At 34.9% G+C, this 21,901-nt stretch carries 30 protein-coding genes; 19 read left to right on the top strand and 11 right to left on the bottom strand.

Annotated elements, in window-relative coordinates:
* Nucleotides 1-3 precede the first annotated feature (3 nt).
* Together OH814_RS14660 and OH814_RS14665 are read right to left on the bottom strand one after the other, a co-directional pair.
* Entirely contained in the window at nt 4-873 is an 870-nt protein-coding gene (locus OH814_RS14660) for a helix-turn-helix transcriptional regulator (protein WP_308828674.1), read from the bottom strand.
* 60 nt (nt 874-933) lie between these two features.
* Entirely contained in the window at nt 934-1,281 is a 348-nt protein-coding gene (locus OH814_RS14665; protein ID WP_308828675.1) for a helix-turn-helix domain-containing protein, read from the bottom strand.
* 209 nt (nt 1,282-1,490) lie between these two features.
* Between OH814_RS14665 and OH814_RS14670 the strand changes: the two genes are divergently transcribed.
* Together OH814_RS14670 and OH814_RS14675 are read left to right on the top strand one after the other, a co-directional pair.
* Nucleotides 1,491-2,186: an NAD(P)-binding domain-containing protein gene (locus OH814_RS14670; RefSeq protein ID WP_308828753.1), complete on the top strand. Its 696-nt coding sequence runs from the start codon at nt 1,491-1,493 to the stop codon at nt 2,184-2,186.
* Between the two features lie 153 nt (nt 2,187-2,339).
* Nucleotides 2,340-3,176: a GNAT family N-acetyltransferase gene (locus OH814_RS14675; protein ID WP_308828676.1), complete on the top strand. Its 837-nt coding sequence runs from the start codon at nt 2,340-2,342 to the stop codon at nt 3,174-3,176.
* Nucleotides 3,177-3,287: 111 nt separating this feature from the next.
* Here the strand turns inward: OH814_RS14675 and uraH are convergent, their stop codons facing one another.
* Genes uraH through OH814_RS14690 form a run of 3 tightly spaced genes read right to left on the bottom strand, consistent with a single transcriptional unit; the run spans nt 3,288 to nt 4,876 of the window.
* Nucleotides 3,288-3,695, bottom strand: coding sequence for a hydroxyisourate hydrolase (gene uraH / locus OH814_RS14680; RefSeq protein WP_308828677.1), 408 nt, complete (start codon nt 3,693-3,695; stop codon nt 3,288-3,290).
* Nucleotides 3,696-3,713: 18 nt separating this feature from the next.
* Nucleotides 3,714-4,256 carry a heme-binding protein gene (locus tag OH814_RS14685; protein ID WP_308828678.1) on the bottom strand — a complete coding sequence of 181 codons (543 nt, stop codon included), beginning with the start codon at nt 4,254-4,256 and terminating at the stop codon, nt 3,714-3,716.
* Between the two features lie 50 nt (nt 4,257-4,306).
* The gene (locus OH814_RS14690; protein ID WP_308828679.1) at nt 4,307-4,876 is read right to left on the bottom strand and encodes a Crp/Fnr family transcriptional regulator; all 570 of its coding nucleotides are present in this window, start codon (nt 4,874-4,876) and stop codon (nt 4,307-4,309) included.
* Nucleotides 4,877-5,125: 249 nt separating this feature from the next.
* Between OH814_RS14690 and OH814_RS14695 the strand changes: the two genes are divergently transcribed.
* The 7 genes from OH814_RS14695 to OH814_RS14725 all read left to right on the top strand — a co-directional run bounded on the left by OH814_RS14695 (nt 5,126) and on the right by OH814_RS14725 (nt 10,336).
* Nucleotides 5,126-5,866 (top strand): sulfite exporter TauE/SafE family protein, encoded by a 741-nt coding sequence (locus tag OH814_RS14695; RefSeq protein ID WP_308828680.1) that lies wholly within the window; start codon nt 5,126-5,128, stop codon nt 5,864-5,866.
* Nucleotides 5,867-6,480: 614 nt separating this feature from the next.
* Nucleotides 6,481-6,681: a hypothetical protein gene (locus tag OH814_RS14700; RefSeq protein WP_308828681.1), complete on the top strand. Its 201-nt coding sequence runs from the start codon at nt 6,481-6,483 to the stop codon at nt 6,679-6,681.
* Nucleotides 6,682-6,853: 172 nt separating this feature from the next.
* Entirely contained in the window at nt 6,854-7,693 is an 840-nt protein-coding gene (locus tag OH814_RS14705; RefSeq protein WP_308828682.1) for a KGG domain-containing protein, read from the top strand.
* 70 nt (nt 7,694-7,763) lie between these two features.
* Nucleotides 7,764-8,351 carry a ferritin-like domain-containing protein gene (locus OH814_RS14710; RefSeq protein ID WP_115619269.1) on the top strand — a complete coding sequence of 196 codons (588 nt, stop codon included), beginning with the start codon at nt 7,764-7,766 and terminating at the stop codon, nt 8,349-8,351.
* 160 nt (nt 8,352-8,511) lie between these two features.
* The gene (locus OH814_RS14715; protein WP_308828683.1) at nt 8,512-8,967 is read left to right on the top strand and encodes a hypothetical protein; all 456 of its coding nucleotides are present in this window, start codon (nt 8,512-8,514) and stop codon (nt 8,965-8,967) included.
* A 43-nt stretch (nt 8,968-9,010) separates the two neighbouring features.
* On the top strand, nt 9,011-9,265 hold the full coding sequence (locus OH814_RS14720) for a GlsB/YeaQ/YmgE family stress response membrane protein (protein ID WP_115619267.1): 255 nt from the start codon (nt 9,011-9,013) through the stop codon (nt 9,263-9,265).
* Nucleotides 9,266-9,331: 66 nt separating this feature from the next.
* On the top strand, nt 9,332-10,336 hold the full coding sequence (locus tag OH814_RS14725) for an SDR family oxidoreductase (protein ID WP_115619266.1): 1,005 nt from the start codon (nt 9,332-9,334) through the stop codon (nt 10,334-10,336).
* A gap of 114 nt (nt 10,337-10,450) precedes the next feature.
* Here OH814_RS14725 and OH814_RS14730 read toward each other — a convergent pair whose 3' ends face one another.
* From OH814_RS14730 to OH814_RS14745, 4 genes are all read right to left on the bottom strand, one after another.
* Nucleotides 10,451-11,047, bottom strand: a complete 597-nt coding sequence (locus OH814_RS14730) for a Crp/Fnr family transcriptional regulator (protein WP_115619265.1) — start codon at nt 11,045-11,047, stop codon at nt 10,451-10,453.
* Between the two features lie 86 nt (nt 11,048-11,133).
* The gene (locus OH814_RS14735; protein WP_115619264.1) at nt 11,134-11,517 is read right to left on the bottom strand and encodes a hypothetical protein; all 384 of its coding nucleotides are present in this window, start codon (nt 11,515-11,517) and stop codon (nt 11,134-11,136) included.
* Between the two features lie 263 nt (nt 11,518-11,780).
* Complete coding sequence (locus OH814_RS14740) at nt 11,781-12,002, bottom strand: hypothetical protein (protein ID WP_115619263.1); 222 nt, start codon at nt 12,000-12,002, stop codon at nt 11,781-11,783.
* A gap of 43 nt (nt 12,003-12,045) precedes the next feature.
* Nucleotides 12,046-12,645, bottom strand: a complete 600-nt coding sequence (locus tag OH814_RS14745) for a Crp/Fnr family transcriptional regulator (protein ID WP_115619262.1) — start codon at nt 12,643-12,645, stop codon at nt 12,046-12,048.
* A gap of 328 nt (nt 12,646-12,973) precedes the next feature.
* On the opposite strand from OH814_RS14745, the gene OH814_RS14750 reads away from it, so the two are divergent.
* The 9 genes from OH814_RS14750 to OH814_RS14790 all read left to right on the top strand — a co-directional run bounded on the left by OH814_RS14750 (nt 12,974) and on the right by OH814_RS14790 (nt 18,633).
* Nucleotides 12,974-13,570 carry a Crp/Fnr family transcriptional regulator gene (locus OH814_RS14750; protein WP_308828684.1) on the top strand — a complete coding sequence of 199 codons (597 nt, stop codon included), beginning with the start codon at nt 12,974-12,976 and terminating at the stop codon, nt 13,568-13,570.
* A 515-nt stretch (nt 13,571-14,085) separates the two neighbouring features.
* The gene (locus tag OH814_RS14755; protein WP_201134605.1) at nt 14,086-14,889 is read left to right on the top strand and encodes an SDR family oxidoreductase; all 804 of its coding nucleotides are present in this window, start codon (nt 14,086-14,088) and stop codon (nt 14,887-14,889) included.
* A gap of 121 nt (nt 14,890-15,010) precedes the next feature.
* Entirely contained in the window at nt 15,011-15,625 is a 615-nt protein-coding gene (locus tag OH814_RS14760; protein WP_308828685.1) for a DUF4142 domain-containing protein, read from the top strand.
* Nucleotides 15,626-15,854: 229 nt separating this feature from the next.
* The gene (locus OH814_RS14765; protein WP_181898819.1) at nt 15,855-16,025 is read left to right on the top strand and encodes a hypothetical protein; all 171 of its coding nucleotides are present in this window, start codon (nt 15,855-15,857) and stop codon (nt 16,023-16,025) included.
* A 106-nt stretch (nt 16,026-16,131) separates the two neighbouring features.
* Nucleotides 16,132-16,545, top strand: a complete 414-nt coding sequence (locus tag OH814_RS14770) for a DCC1-like thiol-disulfide oxidoreductase family protein (protein ID WP_308828686.1) — start codon at nt 16,132-16,134, stop codon at nt 16,543-16,545.
* A 47-nt stretch (nt 16,546-16,592) separates the two neighbouring features.
* Nucleotides 16,593-16,931, top strand: coding sequence for a CCC motif membrane protein (locus OH814_RS14775; RefSeq protein WP_115619257.1), 339 nt, complete (start codon nt 16,593-16,595; stop codon nt 16,929-16,931).
* 45 nt (nt 16,932-16,976) lie between these two features.
* Nucleotides 16,977-17,498, top strand: a complete 522-nt coding sequence (locus OH814_RS14780) for a CinA family protein (protein ID WP_115622029.1) — start codon at nt 16,977-16,979, stop codon at nt 17,496-17,498.
* Nucleotides 17,499-17,624: 126 nt separating this feature from the next.
* Nucleotides 17,625-18,389: a succinate dehydrogenase/fumarate reductase iron-sulfur subunit gene (locus OH814_RS14785; protein WP_201134599.1), complete on the top strand. Its 765-nt coding sequence runs from the start codon at nt 17,625-17,627 to the stop codon at nt 18,387-18,389.
* A gap of 67 nt (nt 18,390-18,456) precedes the next feature.
* The gene (locus tag OH814_RS14790; protein ID WP_181898818.1) at nt 18,457-18,633 is read left to right on the top strand and encodes a hypothetical protein; all 177 of its coding nucleotides are present in this window, start codon (nt 18,457-18,459) and stop codon (nt 18,631-18,633) included.
* A 372-nt stretch (nt 18,634-19,005) separates the two neighbouring features.
* On the opposite strand, the gene OH814_RS14795 is transcribed toward OH814_RS14790, so the two are convergent.
* Both OH814_RS14795 and OH814_RS14800 read right to left on the bottom strand, forming a co-directional pair.
* Nucleotides 19,006-20,079, bottom strand: a complete 1,074-nt coding sequence (locus tag OH814_RS14795; protein WP_115619255.1) for an NAD-dependent epimerase/dehydratase family protein — start codon at nt 20,077-20,079, stop codon at nt 19,006-19,008.
* A 96-nt stretch (nt 20,080-20,175) separates the two neighbouring features.
* Nucleotides 20,176-20,772 carry a Crp/Fnr family transcriptional regulator gene (locus OH814_RS14800; RefSeq protein ID WP_115619254.1) on the bottom strand — a complete coding sequence of 199 codons (597 nt, stop codon included), beginning with the start codon at nt 20,770-20,772 and terminating at the stop codon, nt 20,176-20,178.
* Between the two features lie 556 nt (nt 20,773-21,328).
* Here OH814_RS14800 and OH814_RS14805 point away from each other — a divergent pair.
* On the top strand, nt 21,329-21,883 hold the full coding sequence (locus OH814_RS14805; protein ID WP_308828687.1) for an HD domain-containing protein: 555 nt from the start codon (nt 21,329-21,331) through the stop codon (nt 21,881-21,883).
* Nucleotides 21,884-21,901: the final 18 nt, after the last annotated feature.

Here is a 21,901-nt window from a genome sequence, read left to right on the forward strand (position 1 = left end):
CGCTTATTTACTACCATTTTGATAATCAATCAGAAATTCGCCGGTGGTCATTCCTGTTTGTGTCTTAAAGAAACGCATTAAATGATTAGGTTCTGAAAAGTGCAATTCGCTGGCAATCTCTGAAACAGTAAGCCCGGAATAAATCAAATAATTTTTAATTTCGAAGAGCAAGCGATGTTTTAGTAATTGAGTTGCTGTTACATTGAAATAGGTTTTTACAGCTTTATTTAATGATATCCTGCTGATATTTAGTAACGATGCATAATAGTCGATACGCTGTTGTTCTTTGATGTGCTTTTCTAATAATTCTTTGTATTGAAAAGCATAATTGTTGTCGCTTCTATTCAGTGACAAATCATTTATTTCTGCATACCGACGGTTTAGTTTCTGCAGTAAGTAGTAGAGTAAGGACCGAATAATATGTACGCTATCTGTTTTTTTAGCGATTAATTCTGTTTTTATTTCCGTAAGCAATTCGCAGAATTTGGCAATGCTTTCCTTTGTTTCTGGAAGATGTAGGGGATAAGATAACTGGTAGAAATAGAGTAGACGAAAAGTGAATAATTTGTCGGTGAAAAAATCATTTAAAAAATCTTCCTGAAAAGCCAGAACAGTAAAGTCCAAATGATCTGCTTCTAAGATCCATTGTCTTTTTTGAAAAGGTGAAATAAAAAGAATTTGGTTATCCGAGATCGTTATTTTCTCTTGGTTTAGCAGCAACGCTCCATTCCCTTTTTTAAAAAATATAATTTCGAAAAAGTCTGTATTGTACGCACCAGAATTGATGTAATTTCCTTTTACTTCTTCTGATGTCAAAACATTCAGTAGAAAATCTACACCACATTCTGTTTTGTGAAATTTGAGTATTCTCATATATATTCCATTATGGCAGTTAAATATAAAAGTCTAAACGTGGACTTCTACAATAGATGTCTACTTCTTTGTTATTTCTTCACGATGTTTTATTCCCCAATGTTTCAATGCCTCGATTACGGGTGTTAATGTATCAGCATATGGTGTCCATTTATAGGTGATTTTCACAGGATAATCATTGGTAACAGTCCGTTTTATTAATTTATGCTGTTCCAAATCTTTTAATTCTTTTGCCAACGCCTTTGGTGTAATGCCGGGAATACTTTCCTGAATATCACTAAAACGCTCATTGCCTACGCCAACTGAAATAATAATTGGTAATTTCCATTTTCCATTAATAACATCCAATGCATCTCGTACTGGTTTTACGGTATCCAGACAAGATAAGTAAGGTTTTTTTGTTGCCATAATAAGTTCTTTTTAAACAAATGCACTTTCCTTTAGGAAACTACTATACAAAGGAAAGTAATTTTAATTTAATTTTGTAAGACAATCTTTTAAAATATTATTGATTGGAAAATTTCAGATGTCTATCAGTCTGCATGTTGTCAGCAATTAATCAGATATAAATAAAGATTACATTTATTTTAAAAAATAATATCAATTAAATACAACAAATAAGTCTACATACAATGGAAATAGGAATTATAGGATCCGGAAATATAGGAAGTACACTTGCCGGATATTTAATAGCATTAGGGCATCATGTGTCGATTGCAAACTCTCGTGGCCCTGAAACATTAAGCGATATTGCTGCAAACACTGGCGCAACAGCAACAACATCAGAACAAGCGGCAGGTGCTAAAGATCTTGTCATTATTGCCATTCCGCAAAAGGCAATGGTCAATTTACCGATCGATATTTTGTCTTCTTCAAAAGCAATTATTGTTGATGCAGGAAATTATTATCCATCCCGTGACGGTAGCGTTACTGAGATTGAAAATGGAGCCACAGACAGCGAATGGGTTTCAAAAGTAATCGGCCATCCGGTGATAAAAGCATTTAATAATATTGTAGCTTCAAGTTTAGCCTCAAAAGCAGTTCCTGCAGGTGATACAGATAGAATTTCGCTATCAGTTGCAGGTGATGATGCCGAGCAAAAAAAGATAGTAATGAAGCTTGTTGATGAAATTGGCTTCGACGCTATTGACGGAGGCTTGCTTTCAGAATCGTGGAGACAGCAACCGGGAGAACCTGCTTATTGTCAGGATTTGAACAAAGAAAAACTAAACGATGCATTGCAGAAAGCAGATATCAGCAAACGTGCCGAAAACCTCGCTGCTGCAGACGAAATGGCAAGACCTTATTTCTAAAAACCAGTTACTAAGTCTAAGGGAAAAATGATAGCTTCGGATAGTGCTTGTACATGCTCAGAAAATTGAAGTGAGTCAACTGGAAAAACAGTTAGGAATTGTAGAATATAGAACGATTATTATAAGTATTTTTATGATTTTAAAGAAACAGATATGCTTATACGTCATTTGACAGAACAGGACACTCCCGATTTATTAAATACCCTCAACCATGCTTTTGCAGATTATATTGTACCCTTTCAACTGAATGCAGAACAGCTGCAATTTAAAATAAAGTCTGAAAACATTGTATCTCATTGGTCGTTAGGCGTTTTTGATTCTGAACGGTTGGTGGCTTTTATCATGCATGGCGTAAGAAAAGAAAACGGTAAAACCGTAGTCTACAACGCTGGAACAGGTGTGCTGCCCGAGTATCGCGTACAAGGTTTGGTGGGAAAAATGTACGATTTTATCCAGCCATTCTTTGAAGAAAATAAAGTTAACGAGCTTGTTTTGGAAGTAATAGAAAAAAACCAATCTGCCATTCGTGCTTATGAGAAAAACGGATTTGCTATTCGTCGCAAGTTATTGTGTTTTGGTGGCGAATTAAAACCAATATCTCATCAAAATGCGGCATCTATTGAAGCTTTGCATGAACTTTTGTGGGAAGATCTTCAGTTGTTTTGGGATATTTCTCCAAGCTGGCAAACTGCGATCCCAAGTATGGATGTTACTCAGCCAACTGCCTTCGGAGCATTTATAGATTCAGAATTGGTTGGCTACGTTCTTTTTAATCCTGTTAACAACCGCATCTGCCACATTGCAGTAGCTGCACAATACAGGCGAAAAGGTATTGGTACACAATTGCTCGCAGAAGTACAGAAGCAATTACCGAACGAGAAATTGCAATTTAACAACATCGATGAAGCTGCCGAGAATTTAAAATCATTTTTAGAGAAACTTGGCTTAGCCAATAATATCAATCAATTTGAAATGTCGAAGAATTTATAGTGAAATCTGATCATCAATTTTAAACAATAAAACTCCAAAGTCGCCGATTTTGGAGTTTTATTTTAAGTTGCATCAATTCATTTATTGCTAAATTAATGCACATCAGGCGTTTTAGTTTCCTCGATAAGTAGAGTATCCATACGCAGAGAGTGTTATAGGAACATGATAATGATTTTTGTCTTTAATTATAAATACTACTTCAATGAAAGGATAAAAACTCTCAGTATTGCTTTTTTTGAAGTAATCGCTTGTATAGAAAGTAAGTTTATAAGTGCCCAAATTATTTTTTTCTGAAGGTAAAAAATCTCCTATTCTGCCGTTTGCATCTGTATTTTTTTCATCAACAAAAGACCAGGTTTTTGTTTGATCATTATATTTTTCTAATTTTATTTTTACTCCTGCGGCCGGCAGACCTTTAGACACATCAAGGATATGGCTGGACAGCTGAAAAGTGTTTTTTTGAGCAAAAGTCACTATTGACAGAAGAGTGAAAAGGGTAGTGAAGATAAATTTTTTCATTTTTTATTAAATTATAAATTATTTTGTTGTTGAGATTCCGATTTCTGGTATTGATGCAGACTTAGCAATCCAATCATCATTTTCGGGACTGCCTCCGCCCGCAACTCCCACACTGCCAATGATATTGCCTTTGTACCAAATGGGTACGCCGCCGCTTAATAAAAGTAACTCAGGAAGTGAATTCAGATTTTTTGTATCAGGGTTGCTGTCTGCATTTCGCAGTAATAAAAGTGTGGGTGTCTTTGTAGATAATGCTGTATATGCTTTTCTACGGGCTGCCTCTGTATTGTGCGGACCGACACCATCACCACTAAGCATTAATATTGTATTTCCCGAAGCGTCTAGTATTGCAAGAGAAACTTTTTTATCTTTTACAGAAGCTGCTTTTGTCATCCGGTTTGCCAATTCTAATGCTGCTGCAGTATTTAAATTGCTGACCGATTTTATATAGTGATCAACAGGATAGAGTGGTAGTGTTTGCTCCGGCTTGCTTTGTCCGAAACACAAGCATGAACTAAAAAGTACAAATAAAAATTTCATTTTCATATCCTTTATTTTCATACAAATTTAGATGGATGAAAAATCAAAAACGTTGTGCTATGTCAACGTTTTTATAATTTTGATTTTATTCTGCTTAAGGTGGAAGGTGAAACACCCAAGTAAGAAGCAACCATTTTATTGGAGACCCGAAGTAAAAGTTTTGGCTGATATTCAATCAACCATTTTACTTTTTCTAGCGCATCAAACCCCTGAAAACCATAAATTCTCTTTTGTGCAATGATAAACCCAAGCTCCAGAATTTCAGTATATATTTTTGCAAATTCAGGTATTGTTTCGGTGAGGTGATAAAAATCTCTTCTGTGAATACAAAGCAGTTCAGATTTCTCAATTGTCTGAAGATACTCGTTAGCCGGCTTCTGATCTATAAAACTAGGCAAAGCTGTGGCAAAATTTCCTTCAAATGCAAAGTACCGGGAGCTGTCTGCACCTTCCTTAGTTGTTGTAAATAAGCGAATACACCCTTTATTAATAAAATAATAATATTTGCATACCTGATCATACTGTACAAGTATTTCATTTCGGTTTGTTGTTACTAATGAAAAATAAGATTTTATTTTCTCGAGTTTTTCAGTAGAAATATCACTTTTACTCCGGATAAATTTTTCAAGAAGTGAATACATTGTTGGGCATGTTTAAAATTTTGCAGTACATAAGATAAGTGTTTAAATTACATTTTTTTGTATAAAATATAATACTTGGAATTTTTTCTAAATCTATATCTGAAAAAGACCTTTTTTTACGTTTTTTTCGGAGAATGAATTAGAAAGTTTCCCTTTGCCAATAATCAAAAAGTGCGCCTTTCATTTTTTGATTTTTTCTAGTGTAATTGCGGTTTTATTTCAATAAAATACAGTATATTTAAAGTAGATATGGAGTCAATTTATATATACATTTTCGTTGTCAGTTTCGTTGCCACACTCGTTCGTTCAACGTTTGGTTTTGGAGAATCATTAATTGCAGTTCCTTTATTTATCCTTTTTATTCCGCTGGAGATCGCTGTTCCGCTTTCTGTTTTGATTTCAATTTTGGTTGCCTTGGTTGTCGTTGTTCAGGATCATCAGCAAATTCACTTTAATAGTGCAAAGTGGCTTATCATATTTGCTGTTCTAGGAATACCTATTGGGTTATTAATTTTAATTTATGGAAACGAATTTTGGGTAAAAATCGGTTTAGGAGTCCTAATCATTTTATATTCATTGTATGCAATTGCCGGGAAAAATCGTCTTTCTCTAAAAACTGATAACATGGCCTGGCTTTTTGTCTGCGGCTTCATGTCTGGTATACTCGGCGGTGCATATGGTGTAAACGGGCCGCCTCTTGTTGTTTACGGTAACATGAGAAACTGGAGTGCAAAGCATTTCAGAGCAACGCTTCAGGCCTATTTTTTACCGGCTAGCTTTATTGGTGCGACTGGATATTTTGCAAAAGGATTAATTACTTCAGATGTTTTAATGTACTTTTTAGTCTCGTTGCCTGCCGTATTTCCTGCCATATTTCTGGGTAGATATCTTAACCATAAAATTAAAGATAATTCCTTTTTTAAATATGTGTATTTCGGGCTTATAGCCATTGGCGTATTTTTAATCGTCAATTCATTGTTGACAATGTAAAGCTGTATTATTTTACTTTATAATTCCCCGTTGGGCATTTTATAAATAGCATCAAATTACTGATCACTAAACCTTTGTAGTACTTTGCTAAATGAAATCGAAGATTCGACGAAGTCAAATGCCTTTGTTTATCTTAGAAAAATACATCTCTTATAAAAAATTTGTATTTCCTTGCGATAAGAGACGCCAGGATATAAAAAGAGTTTAATAAAAAATGATGAATGAAGGTAAACAAAGCCGTTTACTTATTTTCGAAAAACAATGATTCAAAATTGATATTCAAAATTATAAATTCAGTAATGATGAAATTTTAATCTGACTTAATGCCTACAATTTCCAAAATAAAAAAATTAAATGTCAATGAAATTATTCTAATAAATAAATGAGAAATAATAAAACCTACCAAAGAAGTTTTTAATATTGCCAGTTTATCATCGCTTTAACGGAGGCTAACTGAGTTTTTTTTTTCGTAAAAAAACACTTAAAAATAATAGAATTATCAATTTTTTTTTGAATATGATTATGATCATAGGATCGCTCTCGAGCATTTTTTAGCTTTGAAATACCAAATTAAAAAACTTTATATGAAATCAATTATCACAACAGCTCTTGTGTTGGGGCTTACTGTTATCAGTTGTAAAAAAGAAGTACAAACAACAAATCCATCTGATGCAGACACCACTTTTCCTGCGACGGATTCTATGAATACGAATCCCACACCTATGCCATCAGATACCATGACCACCGTTCCACCTGCAACAGGGGATACCATGAATACTCGAAACCGAGATTCTGCAATGACTACACCTAAGTAGTAAAAATCCACTATTCTTAAAATCGATTACGATCGATTGAATTATGTGCATGCCATATGGATGGCGTGACGGTATTTTAGTGCCTAATTTTTTAAACCAAACCTGCCATAATCCAATACTAGTCACGGATTATGGTAATTCACTCAATATTAATTTCAAAAAAGTAAATGTTATGAACACTAGAAATTCAAACAACAGAAATTCAGGAAGAAACTCAGGAAGAAATTCATCAAGCAATGATCTTGAAGAAGCTTATCAACTAGGCTACGAGCATGGTTATAGCGATGCAAACGAAGACGAAGATTACGATGATGATTTCTCAGATTTTGAGGATGATTTTGATAATGATGACGATTCGTATGAGAATAGCTATGACTATGACGACGATTATGATGATGACGATTACGATGACGACGATTATGACGACGACGATGATGATGATGATGACGATGATGATGACGACAACCGTGGCCGTGGCCGAAGAAGCTCAGGTAACGGCAATCAGCAGCGCGATAGCCAGGGAAGATTTACTTCAGGCGGTCGCGGCAGATCAGGCGGTTCAGGATCAGGATCAAGTTCAGGATCTCGTGGCGGTTCTTCATCAAGAGGAGGCGGCCGTGGATCTTCTTCCGGACAGGGAAGAGGCAGATCATCTGGTGGTGATACTTCAAGAAGAGGTTTTGCTTCGATGAGCCAGTCTGAGCGTACCAGAATAGCTCGTATGGGAGGCCAGGCTTCTCATGGAGGAGGTAGATCTTCTGGTTCTAACAATAGCAATAGTTCACGTTCAGGAGGTGGAAACAGCAGCTCAGGAAGAGGAAGAAACTCTGGTTCCGGCTCAGGCTCAGGTGGTAACAACAGAGGCGGAGGAGATACTTCAAGAAGAGGTTTTGCTTCAATGAGTAAATCTGAACGTACAAGAATAGCTCGTATGGGCGGTCAGGCTTCTCACGGAGGTGGCAGATCATCCGGATCGGGCAGATCAGGATTCGGAGGTAGACGTAATTCATAATTCTTTTTTTTCGATTGCCTCTTAGATCTTTAAGAGGCAATCTTTTAACTAACATTAAAATAATCACAGCATGGCTACAAAAACAACAGAAAATAGTACAGCAGCTTCTACAGAAAAAAAAATGCAGGTAGAGAATGCAAAAGTGAATGAAAGTGAAATGAAAAATGCACCTCTTCATAAGTTCTTTGTTGACGCTCTAAAGGATATTTATTATGCCGAGCACAAACTGGTTGACGCATTGCAGAAAATGTGCGATGCTGCCACTACAGAAGAGCTAAAAGATGCCTTTGAAGATCATCAGCTTCAGACCAAAAAGCACATCAGTCGACTTGATAAAGTCTTCAAATCAATCGATGAAACGCCGGAGCAAAAAACCTGTGCAGCGATGGATGGTTTGATCAAAGAAGGTGAAGAAATTATCAAATCAACTGAAGAAGGTTCTATGACAAGAGATGCAGCACTTATTATCGCGGCTCAGAAAGTAGAACATTATGAGATCGCAACATATGGTGGTCTTGTGCAGCTTGCCATCACAATGGGACACGACAAGGCGGCTGATCTTTTAGATAAAACATTACAGGAAGAAGAAGATACAGATTACAATCTTACTGAAATTGCTGAGACACACATCAATTTTGATGCACAGCAGGAAGATTAAAAATCAAATTTATACAAACAAGTCATACAGAAAATGTATGACTTGTTTTTAAAAAGAATCTGTTCTGAAGTTACTTCAAATCTCATCATACAAGAACCTTAATAACAGCATATTATTAAATGCTTTTAATGGTAATTGCAGATCATAATAATTTTAAAATATGAAATTAGTTATACTCCTTTTTTTGTTTTTTATACATTTTAGCAAATCTCAGGAGCTGAAAGTATCACACATAACGGAAATTGCAAAGCACGAATTTGCCGAGCTTGATCATGTGATGGTTTCTAAATTGGGATTTGAAAGGATAAAAGATGTTGAAGACATCAACCAGAAAGTGTATAGCAGCGACAGTGATGATGCTGAAAAATTAGTGGTTATCACGGTGATTAAACATCCCAAAAACTGCTCAAATGTTCTGAGTATTGTTAACCGATCCGCAGACAGCGTTGCAAAACTGAAGGAAGAATTGCCTACACAAGGCTACCAGTATATTGGCAAAAAGAAAATGTCTGAAGAAATATTGGTTTCTCAGTTCAGGAAAGAAAATATGATGGTTTCGGTGACAGATCATGTAACAGCAATCGGAGCTTACCAAATATTACTGACTTGCAGATAATTGCCTTTATCTAAAAATATATCAATCTCTTAAATAATTTAATATGGAAATTTTAGCATGGATTTTTGTTGGCTTAATTGTAGGAATTATTGCAAAATTAACTTCTAATAATGCTGTAAAAAACAATGATAATTTCACCATAATTTTTGGGATTATCGGAGCCGTTGTTGCCGGAGTTTTATTAAACATAACAGCTATTTATTACGAAAATGTAGGAAGTTCTCTTACCATTGTTGCCCCTATTTCAGGAGCCGTTTTATTTTTAGTCCTTTATCGGGATTTTGATCGATACAGATAGTTTTTTACCAAAATTTCAATGTAGAAATAATTTAAAGACACTATATAAACACCAAATATTTATTCTATGGAAGATCACATGACAAGAAGAAAAGCGATCGGTAAAATAGCCGCAACAATCGCTGTAGCTGCAGTGGCTCCTGCTGCTTTGGCACAGTCATCAAGCAGTAAAACAAGAAATACCAAAACGCCGGATCTTACTGATCCCAGAACCAAATACCCGAAACCTCCTTTCAAGAGCCAGTCTCAGCCATTTCCGGGATTAGCAAGTAAAATGACACCCGTTCCGGATCATGGAGAGAAAAGTTATGTAGGCTCAGGAAGATTAGCAGGAAGAAAGGCATTGATTACAGGAGGAGATTCAGGTATTGGTCGTGCAGCAGCGATTGCTTATGCAAGAGAAGGTGCCGATGTTGCGATCAATTATCTTCCGGCCGAGGAGGAAGATGCTCAGCAGGTTATAGATCTTATGAAGAAAGAAGGCCGAAAAGCAATTGCTATTCCCGGAGATATCCGCAACGAAGCATTCTGTAAAAAACTCGTTGACCAGGCAGTACAGCAGCTGGGAGGTTTAGACATTTTAGTAAACAATGCAGGTCATCAGAAAAGTAATGAATCTATACTCGACATCAGTACAGAAGATTTTGACTGGACGATCAAAACAAATATATATGCTCCTTTTTGGATCACAAAAGCTGCTTTGCCACACATGAAGCCAGGATCAAGCATCATTGGTCTGTCATCAGTTCAGGCTTATGATCCGTCTGCTGATCTTTATGATTATGCGCAAACGAAAGCAGCAACTACAAATTATGTAAAATCTCTTGCCAAACAGCTTGGCCCGAAAGGCATAAGAGTGAATGGAGTAGCACCGGGACCCGTCTGGACGCCATTGCAGGTAAGTGGCGGGCAAACACAGGAGAATCTGGTTAAATTCGGAGGCGACACTCCATTGGGAAGACCGGGTCAGCCGGCTGAGCTTGCCTCTATTTTTGTGCAGCTGGCTGCTAACGATGCAAGTTTTGCAACAGGACAAATTTACGGCGCTGCAGGAGGAAGCGGTCAACCGTAATGCCATTGATTATTTGAGGAAGAGACTGTTTTTTGGCAGTCTCTTTTTATTAATAATAATTTATGGTTGCGCTTACCAAAAAATTAAATTCTATTCCTTTTTAGTTGAACAATATTAAAAGTAAATCTTTCTGTTTTCAATTTTTAGAAATTTTTCGCTTTCCATTTTTTTTACGGCTCTTATTACGGTTTCTATCCGCAGTCCCGTTATTGAGGCCAATTGTTGGCGGGTAAGCGGTACTTCGTAAGAATATGGAGTCTGGTCATCGCTGAAACTCTTAAAATACAGCAGAATACCTTTAATTCTTACATGAGAATGTTTTGATGCATTATTCTGCATCATAATAAATTTATGATACAGTCTTTCTGAAATAAACTTCCGAACATCTGTTGCAGACTGATGATGCTCATCCAAAAGTAATAGAAATTTAGGTTTAGGGATTTTCATGATCGTACATTCTGAAATAGCAACAGCATTTACCGGATAACTTTCATCAATGAAAAGCAGAAGCTCACAAACGCTTTGTCCTTTATACAAAATACTCTGAATAAGCTCTTTGGCATCTTCATCTACATGATTGAGCTTCACAGAACCGCTGATGATCTGAAAGTAATATTTGGGAGTTTCCCCTTCTTCAAAAATGATGTCAGAAGAAGAAAATGTTTCTGTGATTCCGCCGTATGATTTCAGTAAATGGGTGTCAACAAGCATACAATTTATTTTAAGTTAATCCTTTTATTATAAAGGATGATTAGTTTTAAGGTTACATAAAATATTGATTTTCAATATTTCGGCGTTTAAATAATATCTCTTCCGAATAAAAAGCAAAAAAGATTTTGAAACTGATGTACATACTTACAATTTACACTATTACCATAAAGTTTTAGTCCGCTCATAGAATGTAGATTATCGTGATCGATGTCAAATTTTAGAGACTCTTTGGGTCTTTCAAACCGTACAATATGATTTGAAGCAAACGTTTTAATAAAGCCAAATTTCAGAAGCCAGAATTCGTTTATTTTTAATGGCTTGATCAACTTTGCAGAAACGGATAAAGATTCTTTTCTATTTTTTATTTTAACATAATACTCTGCATTTTCTTGCTGATAAACTTCTGTAAGAGAATAAACCTGATCTTTATATCGCACTAAATTTTCTATTTTCAGCTCAGTAATTTTCATAATGTTTTGATTTAGTGATGATAGTGTGTATTAAACAGTATGTTCAACATTTTAAAGATATTGCAAGAAAATTTCATTTTTTATGACTTAGATCATATTTTAATGTCATTCATTAAGTCATAATTGATTTTTTATGAACAAGATTAAAAATTTAATATGAATTATTTATAAGAACCAACATGCGAAAGAGGCTGTCTCACTTTTGAGACAGCCTCCTAAAATTGTTGATGAAAATATTGTGTATTGACGTTTACAGCAATTGTTTAAAAATAAACTCTTATATCGCAAGGTTTTTGTATTTTGATGGTAATCTTATCGATTTCATCATCAAGCTCATACTTCATATCGCCGGAATTCCCGTCACTTTTCTTTTCTTCCACTTTTATTTCTCCAAATCCTATTTCCTCTTTGAAGAGATCTATAAAGTAAAAGTCAGCGTCTTCATCTTTTGTAAAATGTTCTTTTTTAAAATCAATAAATTGCATAATAATATATAATTTGGTTCAGAATAAGTAATAATTCATTTTATTAATAAAACACTCGACCTTTCAGAATCTTCACAACTTCTTCGCTTTGAAGTCTCTTCAGAATCCTGATTACGGTTTCTATTCGCAAACCTGTTAAGGAAGAAAGTTCTTTTCGGGTATAAGGTATTTTATAAGAGAATTTTTCTGTTTTATTTTCGCTTTCTTTAAGCTGATCAAGAATGGTAAGTAACTGGTGCGTAGCATCTTCAAGCGTAAGGCTGTTTAAAAATACATAACTGTAATATGTTCTTTTTGCGCAACTGTTAAGAAATTCTAACTGGGTACTAAAATCTGATTTTAATAATTCTAAAAGTTTAGATTTTTCTAGCTTAAAGATTGTGCAATTATCTGATGCAACAGCATTTACCGGATATCTGTGGTGTTTGCAGAATAAAAAAACTTCGCCCACAGATTCACCTTTCTCATGAATATTCTGAATAAATTCACCGTCACCCGGTTTTATATTTGTAAGTTTTATTTTACCTTCTTTTATCTGAAAATAATAGGCGGGAGCAGTGTTTTCTTTAAAAAGAAATTCAGATTGTGGCAGGTGGATAATTTCTGCTCCAAATGTAATAAGCAATTCTTCTTTAATAGCCATAATTCTGTATTTAATCAAATTTCACAATGCGAATCCTTTGTGAATATACTACGGACTAATTACAAATATAATAGCAAAAAAGATTAGATTTTATGATTTAAGTCACAGCTCCATTAAGCATTAAAATAAATTGTAACCATGAAATAATTTAAAAAAAAGGGGTAAAATGAATTTTCAATTATGATATGGGTCATATTTTTGTGTGTTTTACAATCTTTATCTTTGGTAATGCTAAAGCTTAAATGGTACTAAAGATTACTATTTACTGACTAAATTGTTAGATATTTTATTGATTATTTAAAAGAAAAATTATTTATAAAAATTCATCATGGCTATAAAAGAGATACTTTTGCATTCGGCAGAAGCAATAGAAGAGCAGTATAATGCCGGAGAATATGTGTTCCGTGAAGGCGCTATTCCTGAATATTATTATCAAATAATTGAAGGCACGCTAAAGCTCAATAGTTATAACAATGAAGGTAAAGAATTTATACAGAATATTTTTACTGACGGCTCATGTTTTGGCGAATCTATGCTTGTATTGGGGAAACCATATCCTGTAAATGCCGTAGCTTTATCAAAATGTACCATTCTTAAAGTCAGCCGTTCACAGTTCTTTCAGTTACTTCAGAAGCATCCCGATCTTTTTGCAGAAATTTATACAGCACTTGCAGATAATACTTTTGAAAAACAGGCATTAATGCGTACGATAACCACCGAAAATATTGAAGGAAGATTAACTGAAATTATGGATCTGATGAAAGAATCGCATGCGAACAGAGACAAATTTTCATTAGAAATACCTTACAATAAACAGCTTTTGGCTTCACTTACCGGGCTTTCAATCGAAAGTACAGCTGCAGCCCTTCAAAAGATGGAAGAAAATAACGTAGTTAAGATTAAAGATAAAAAAATATTTTACTGAATTGGTTTGATTATTTCATCCGCCACCTAATCTTAATAATACCTTTAATCACTATGTTTAAAAGTGTTTAAAACTACTTTTTTCCCTCTGAACTGGACACGCAAAATAATCTTAACGTAATAATTCGTATTCTAAAAATAGATTTAATAGCTACTTGAATTCCTATAATTAGCATTAATAAATTGAATGACAGTAAAATAAGCTATTATGATTCAGATCATAGGAAATATTTATTTACTATGTTATTTTTGAAACACACCAAACCAATTAGTTGTATGAAAACAATGATTAACAAGGCGACACTTCTGTCGCAAGAGGCAATCTGCTGTATAAGGACCTATAATAAATATGCAGCCGAGGATTCTATTTCTGTTAAAAATCGCCAATTTATCAATTGCTCTTACTCTAATCTATTGTTTACCTAAGGATATGGTATCTGTCGTAAACTTAAATAAGGAAATCACGATTTCTTTATCAGTTCAGACGGCTTTTAAAAAAATTAAAACAATATCATTATGGAACAGAATAAAGAATATGCAATCGTTACCGGAGCAACAAGCGGAATAGGTTTTGAGCTCGCAAAGCTTTTAGCAAAAGATGGCTACAACCTTGTTATAATCGGTCGTAACCAGGCAACGCTCACACAAACCGCATGTAAACTGATAAGCTATGGAGTTAAGATAATCACCATGAATAAGAATTTATTTTATCTTAACGATGCCTTATCGGTGTATACAGAACTACAGCAACAGAGCATTAGTCCTTCTATTTTGATCAATGCGGCAGGACAGGGATGTTATGGAGAATTTCAGAATACAGATTTGTACAAAGAGCTCGATATAATTAATCTAAACATCACCTCGGTAATACTCATCACCAAGCTGTTTTTAAAAGACAGAATTGAAAAAGGCTCAGGGAAAATTCTAAACCTGGCATCGATTGCCAGTAAAGCACCAGGACCTTGGCATTCTGTATATCATGGCACGAAAGCTTTTGTACTTTCCTGGTCCGAAGCAATTCGTGAAGAGCTTAAAGATTCAGGGATTACCGTTACGGCATTGCTTCCCGGCCCTACAGACACAGATTTCTTTAATAAGGCGATGATGAATGACAGCAAGATTATGGAAGATAGAGATAGTTTCTCTACTGCCGAAGAAGTAGCAATCGACGGATATGAAGCTTTAATGAGTGGTAAAGACAGCGTAATCTCAGGTCTAAAAAATAAGCTTACCGTTGCGATGAGTAATCTTGCGACCGACAGCATGGCTGCGTATAGAATGGGTAACATGCAAAAACCAAAATCTGAAACTTACAGCTAAAATGTAAGTAAAGAATATTGTTGTAGAACTTAAATTCACAAATTCTTCTGATAGATCGCTTTGAAACATATCTATATAAGCAAACAAAATTTTATCACATACTAACACTTAAATTTTTATTATGAAAAAGACAATTGTAACACTTTTTGCAGCCGCCTTATTGGTTGCCTGCAACAAAAAAGAAACGTCAGCTACTGTAGATCATTCCAGCGATCACATGGAAACATCTGCTCAGGATGAATCTGCCACAACAGGTACAGATTCTCTTACAAGCATTGATAATTCTACATCAGTTGCTCAGCTAAGTGACCAGGATAAGAAATTTGCCGATGCTGCTGCAAAAGGCGGAATGATGGAAGTAATGGCAGGAAAGTTAGCTGCTGATCTTTCTACAAATACAACCGTTAAGACGCTTGGCGAAATGATGGTGAAAGATCACACCAAAGCGAATGATGAGCTGAAACAATGGGCATCAAAAAATGCATACACATTGCCGGCAAAATTAGACGCCGATCAGCAGAAAAAATATGATGAACTAAAAGCAAAAAAAGGTGCTGAGTTTGATCGAATGTATACAGATCTTATGGTAGCTGATCATCAAAAAACAATTACTGACTTTAAAAAAGAATCTGCTGAAGGCTCTGAAAGTACTTTAAAAAGTTTCGCCTCAAAAACGCTTCCTGCATTGGAACATCATTTGATGGAATCTCAAAAAGCACAGAAAGCAGTAAAATAGTTAAAGATAATGTCCCACTAAAAGGTGGGACTTTCTATTTGTATGTTTTTATTCTAAGATAATCAGTCACGAATCATAATTGACTAAAATTCACAATAAAATTTTACGAAAAACAGCGTCTATGACTATGATCATAGGAAAAAACAGCAGTCAACAATAAATTTGTTAGAGACGTATAAGCGTTATAAAAAGAAAGAATTTTAAAAACAATAACTTAAAGATAATCTTCATGAAAAAATTAATTAAGCATAAACTCAATTTTACAATTCTGGGTATTTCATTAGGGTTACTTCTCACTAGTGTTTCTTGTAAATGTGATCTTGATGACGATGAAAGTGAAAAGAAAGAAGTAAATACATCAGCTGTGAAGCATGAAAACGACAGTTTGAAAATAAACTAATCTTTTACAATGCTTTTTACTTATACAAATAAAGTTTTAAGAAGTATAAGATTTTTTCAGTGGCAAAATAGGGCAGCTAATTCACCAATTCATAAAATTAAATAAGATGGATGAAAAATTGAAAGATAAAAACGTCGTGTTTTTTGATGGCGAATGTGGTTTTTGCAATTTCTGGGTACAATGGATCTTAGAACGCGACCGAAAAAATAAATTCTTATTTGCTTCTTTACAATCTGATTTTGGGCAAAAATTTCTTTCAGAAAGAGGGCTTGAGACGAAAGAGTTTAATACACTGTATCTCCTTAAATCTGACGGTCAATATTTAATGAAATCTCGGGCGGTGATGAAAATAGCTCAACTTTTGGGAGGAATATACTCTCTTTTAAAAATAGGAAACCTATTACCAACCTCGCTGAGTGATAAATTATATGATATTGTTTCGCGTAACCGAATGAAGATTTCTGCACAAAAATGTTTTCTTCCCGATCCGCAGCAGAGAAAGAAATTTATTGAGATATAAAGTCGAGATTAAAATTGCTGATGCTTATCGTTTTATATAATCGTCCTATGAAATTTTTAACTAAAGAAAAAGTACGAAAATCTAGATTACCATATGGTACTGCAGTTCTTGTATTGGGTATATCATCAATTGCATTATGCTGTTGTTACGGTCTGCCCGGGATCATGACCGGCACCATTGCGCTCATACTTTATCGGAGAGATAAGAAGATCTACGATAAAGATAGGCAGCGATATGATAATTTTGAAAATCTAAAAACAGGCAAAACCCTAAGTATTATCGGGATTAGTATAAGTTCTCTTTACCTGCTTTACCTGATTTTTGCTGCCATTGCAGGCAAAGATGTAGTTTCTGATCCTACATTTATCTGGGATTGGATTGTCTGAATTGTCAAGATCAACATTATGATTAATAACGCCAAATACAATACTATGATATTCAATACAACACTGCTCCAGGAAATCAGCGAAAGCTTTATGAGTTGCAACGAAACGATTTCGATTGCTGAAAGTGTAACCGGAGGTTTACTTCAGGTCGCTTTTTCGGAAATGAGCAATTCAAGGTTGTTTTACAAAGGCGGTATTACATTGCATACCCCCGAAAAGATAGTGAAATTGCTTAACGTTGATCATGATGAGATAAAAAACTGTAACTGTGTATCTAGCTTTGTTGCAGATACGATGGGGCGCCATGCCGCTGAACTTTTTGAAAGTGACTGGTGCATTGCTACATCCGGATATTGCATTCCGGAACGGCATTCGGCCTACGAAGTTTTTGCCTATTATTCGATTACATACAGAGGAAAAGTGGTCTTTTCAGACAAGCTTGAATTAAACAGCAGCACAGAATCTTTACAGATCAAAATGTTTTATACCGACCAGATCCTTCAGAAATTTATTGATCAGCTGAGACTTCACCAGCTTTCAATAACCGAATTAAACACTAATGAATAAACTCATTAATAATTAGACTTAATTAAGTGAAATTTAGAAACGGAAACCATGCAAATCCGTTATTAATAATAACAACAACTGAACTAAAAAATTAGCAATACATAACTACTCAAAAAAATAAAAGATATGAGTACAAAAAGCAATTTAAATCTTACCCTTAAAATATGGCGGCAAAAAAATAATCGTACAAAGGGACGCTTCGAAATTTATAAAATATCAGATGTATCCACAGACTCTTCATTCCTGGAAATGCTTGATATTCTTAATGCCCAGCTTATTGAACAAAATAAAGAACCTGTCGCTTTTGACCACGACTGCCGGGAAGGTATTTGCGGTATGTGCTCTTTGTACATCAATGGTCGGGCGCATGGTCCCGATACAGGAATTGCCACCTGCCAGCTTCATATGCGGATGTTTACCAACAATCAAACAATCGTTATAGAACCTTGGCGCAGTGTTGCTTTTCCGGTGATAAAAGATCTGATTGTTGACCGGAGCTCTTTCGACAGAATTATGGCAGCGGGTGGTTTTATCTCTGTAAATACATCCGGTAATCCTCTGGATGCAAATGCTATTCTCATTGATAAAGAAGCTGCCGAAGAAGCGATGGATGCTGCAGCGTGTATAAGTTGTGGCGCTTGTGTGGCGACGTGTCCCAATGGTGCTGCGATGCTTTTTGTGGGTGCAAAAGTTTCTCATCTTGCACTTTTGCCGCAAGGGCAGGTAGAGCGGAAAAGAAGAGTGCTGAATATGGTAAAAGCAATGGATGATGAAGGGTTTGGTAACTGCTCGGTTATCGGTGCATGCGAAGTTGAGTGCCCAAAACATATTTCGCTGGATACCATTGGCCGATTAAACAGAGAATATATAAAAGCCTGGGTTGATAAGTAAACTTTAGACTTTTTTACTTGTCGATTGTATATTGATCATTCTAAATTTTAATCTAAATTTTTATATCATGAAATATGTATTCGTATGTAGCATTATGTTTTTGATGGGTTGCAAGAAATCTGAAACCCAGTATATTGATAACGACAACAAGAGATCAACGGTTAACGATAAAAAATCTGATACCATTGAAACACTTCCTGAAGTTACACGCCCTTCAGCAAAAGATACAGCTCAGATAGAATAATTACTTAGAGTCTGCTTAAAAATTATTCAGAATAAATTTTATACATTCTTCCTTTTCCCTAACCCTAAAGGGCAAAAAGATGTTTTGATAAATTTAAACAGACTCATAATGTTTTCCAAAGTGTTTTTATAATTGATTGCAAATGTGGTCATCCCAAGTGTTATTTATTTGAGAAGAGAGTGCTTATTTGGCACTCTTTTTTTTGCCGAAATCATTTCAACGAGATATTGCTGGTTTTATAGAGAAAGCTTAATAATATTTAGCTTAAAATTTAAGATACGAAAAAGCCCTCTCAATGAGAAGGCTAAAAACACAAATGATGAAAAAAAATGTTCCGTTTGTACGGACAATCAAAAGTATTAAATCAAAATATCATATCATATGCTTTGAGTCATATTGTCGGTATATTTTGTTTTTATTTAAAGTTTTAATACTATTTTTCTCATTAAATTTTTTATTCAGATAATTGCCATAATGAAAATGAATAGATTCTGAAGCCGAATAAAAATGATATTGCATTTTACTTTTGATCTTCTTGCCAGAATGATATTGATGGTCGCATACAAATTCTATATTTTCATCAGTAAGAAATCTTGCTTTTCTATCTACTATTTTTAAAATTGGCCTAAGATATTTGAGGATGTTAAGAATTTTTCTGTTGATAATTATTGGTTTTGAAAGACCTGCTGTTTTTCTGAGTTCATACGCTAAATCTTTGTAAAGAGCATTTTCTGCCGAGATATAAAACTGCTCTCCAAAAATATTTTCTTCCATAAGGCGTACGGCTAAAGTAGAAACGTCCCGGACATCAACACATGAAGTGCCGCCGGGAAATGTAATTCTGCTTTTCAGAAAAACATCAAGCAACTGGCTGTTTTCCTTTTCCCAATTGCCGCTTCCAATAATCATCCCGGGATTAATAATAACAGCATTAAGACCATCCTTGTGGGCGCTCCAAACCATTTTTTCGCAAAAATATTTTGAAATAACATACGGCGAATACTTCTTCTTCGATTGATTTTCATTGATCCGTAATTCCATATCTTTTTTATCGATATGAAGTGTAGCTGCAGAGCTTACAAAAAGAAATTTTTTTATACGCATTTGCAGGCATGCACGGAGAAGATTTCTCGTGTATACAATTCCGGTTTCCAAAACTTCTTCCCAATCTTTCGGGTCAAAACTTATTTTTGCCGCGCAGTGATACACCTCGGTAATGTCTTTTAAAGCATCGTAAAGAGACTGATGATTACTGAAATCAAGATCTACCCAATCGATAAGGTCAAAATAGACGTCTGCTTTTGAACTGTAATACCGATACGAATTTTTTACATCTGCAAGATTGCTTCCGGATCTTTTACAGGCTCTTACTTTTTCACCTTTTTTGATAAGCTCCAGAACAATCAACCTTCCGAGAAGTCCTGTAGCACCTGTAACTAAAACCATAAGAATATTTTTAGATGAGAATTACCTTGAGCCAGAATTGCTCAATTCAGAAGAATGACCGCACGAAATAATAGCATACCATGAGGTGTGTGATTGTTAATAATAAATTTTTCTGTTTCTGATTTTCAGCATTTTGTTTCCCTCCATTTTTTTTATGGCTCTTATTGCAGTCTCTACGCAAAGGCCCGTTAATGAAGCCAATTGCTGGCGGGTGTGCTTGATCTCGAAGGTATATTTATCTTTGTTTTGTTGTGGCTCTTTCATGAGATCCATAATTTCAGTAAGCCTTTCTACGGCATTCTTACTTGAAATCTTCCTCATCAGCACAAACTTATTATAAGTGGTTTCCGATAAGGCATTACAAATATCAAGGGCAATGTTGGGATATATATCTAAGAGCGTCAAAAACTTTTCTCTGCAAACTTTCAGTACTTTGCATTCGGTAAGTGCAATAGCGTTGATGGGATAAGGTTTTTCAAGAAAAAGCATTGATTCTCCAAAACATTGTCCGGGAGACAGGATATTCTGGATAAATTCTTTACCGTCATCATTATAACTGTTGAGCTTGATCTCACCTTCCTCAATCTGATAGTAGAAGAGTGGGGTTCCGTCTTCACGAAAAATATAATCTCCGACATTAAAGCATTCTTCAGTTGCTCCTACAGAATGCAGGAGTCGTGGTGTAATAGACATAATATAATTTTTATGGTTTGGTTTATTTATTTACCTCCAAGTGGATGGAGTTCGTGCTAAGATCAAAAAATCACAAAAGCAAAGGCTTATAAAGCAGTTTGAGATACGGGCAAATTTCACCGTTTTATTTGCGGCTGCTTTGCTGAAAAGTAAAATCTTGATCTGTCAATGAAGTGTTTCTAAAACACTATGTTTTTAGAACATCATATCGTTTAGGATTGTGTTTTTGCGTAATCATAAAATATTTGTTTTAAGGTATATCAAAGATATATATATCACCGTTCATTCATATATGATCTAGATCACATTTGCAAAGAAAATATTTTATTAATGCTTTAAAATGTGCTTAAATGCGTATTACAATATAAAATTTATTATTTATTAGCTTTTTTTTTGATTTTTTTATTTCAATACAAATAGTCTTATTATAAAATAATTCACTTTAACACAGATTTTTGCCTCACAATATTATAATAAATAGGAATAAGAGGAACAAATCAATCAGGTGGCAAGCGGCTTGCTGTTTTTACATCAATTATTCTTAATTATATCATCAATGAATCATTCAGAAATTATAAATAAAATCATTGAATTTGCTGATAATGCACATGGCGACCAGACAAGAAAATATACGGCTGATAAATATATTGTACATCCCATCCGGGTTATGGAAACTTGCAAAGAGTATACGGAAGAGCTTCCGGTTTTGGCAACGGCAATACTGCATGACGTATTAGAAGATACTGCAACATCTGAAGATCATATTCTGCATTTTCTTAAAGATATAATGAACGAAAACGACCGGAACCTGACTATTAAATTGGTGAATGAACTCACCGATGTGTATGTGAAAAAAGATTTTCCGAAGCTCAACAGAGACACCCGTAAAAGGATGGAGTTGGAGAGACTCCGGAAAATAAGTGCACGCGCACAAACTATAAAATATGCAGATATTATAGACAATTCTAAAGAGATCCCACAACACGATCCTTCTTTTGCGAAGCGGTATTTGAAGGAATGTAATGATATACTTTTAGCACTCGATAAAGGTTTGCCAAAATTACGCAAAGAAGCAATCAATCAAGTGGTTACCATACTGAAAAATCTATAAATAGTAAGATGAAAATCG

It is taken from the genome of Chryseobacterium sp. CFS15 (assembly GCF_031118795.1).
Taxonomy (GTDB): Bacteria; Bacteroidota; Bacteroidia; order Flavobacteriales; family Weeksellaceae; genus Chryseobacterium; species Chryseobacterium indoltheticum.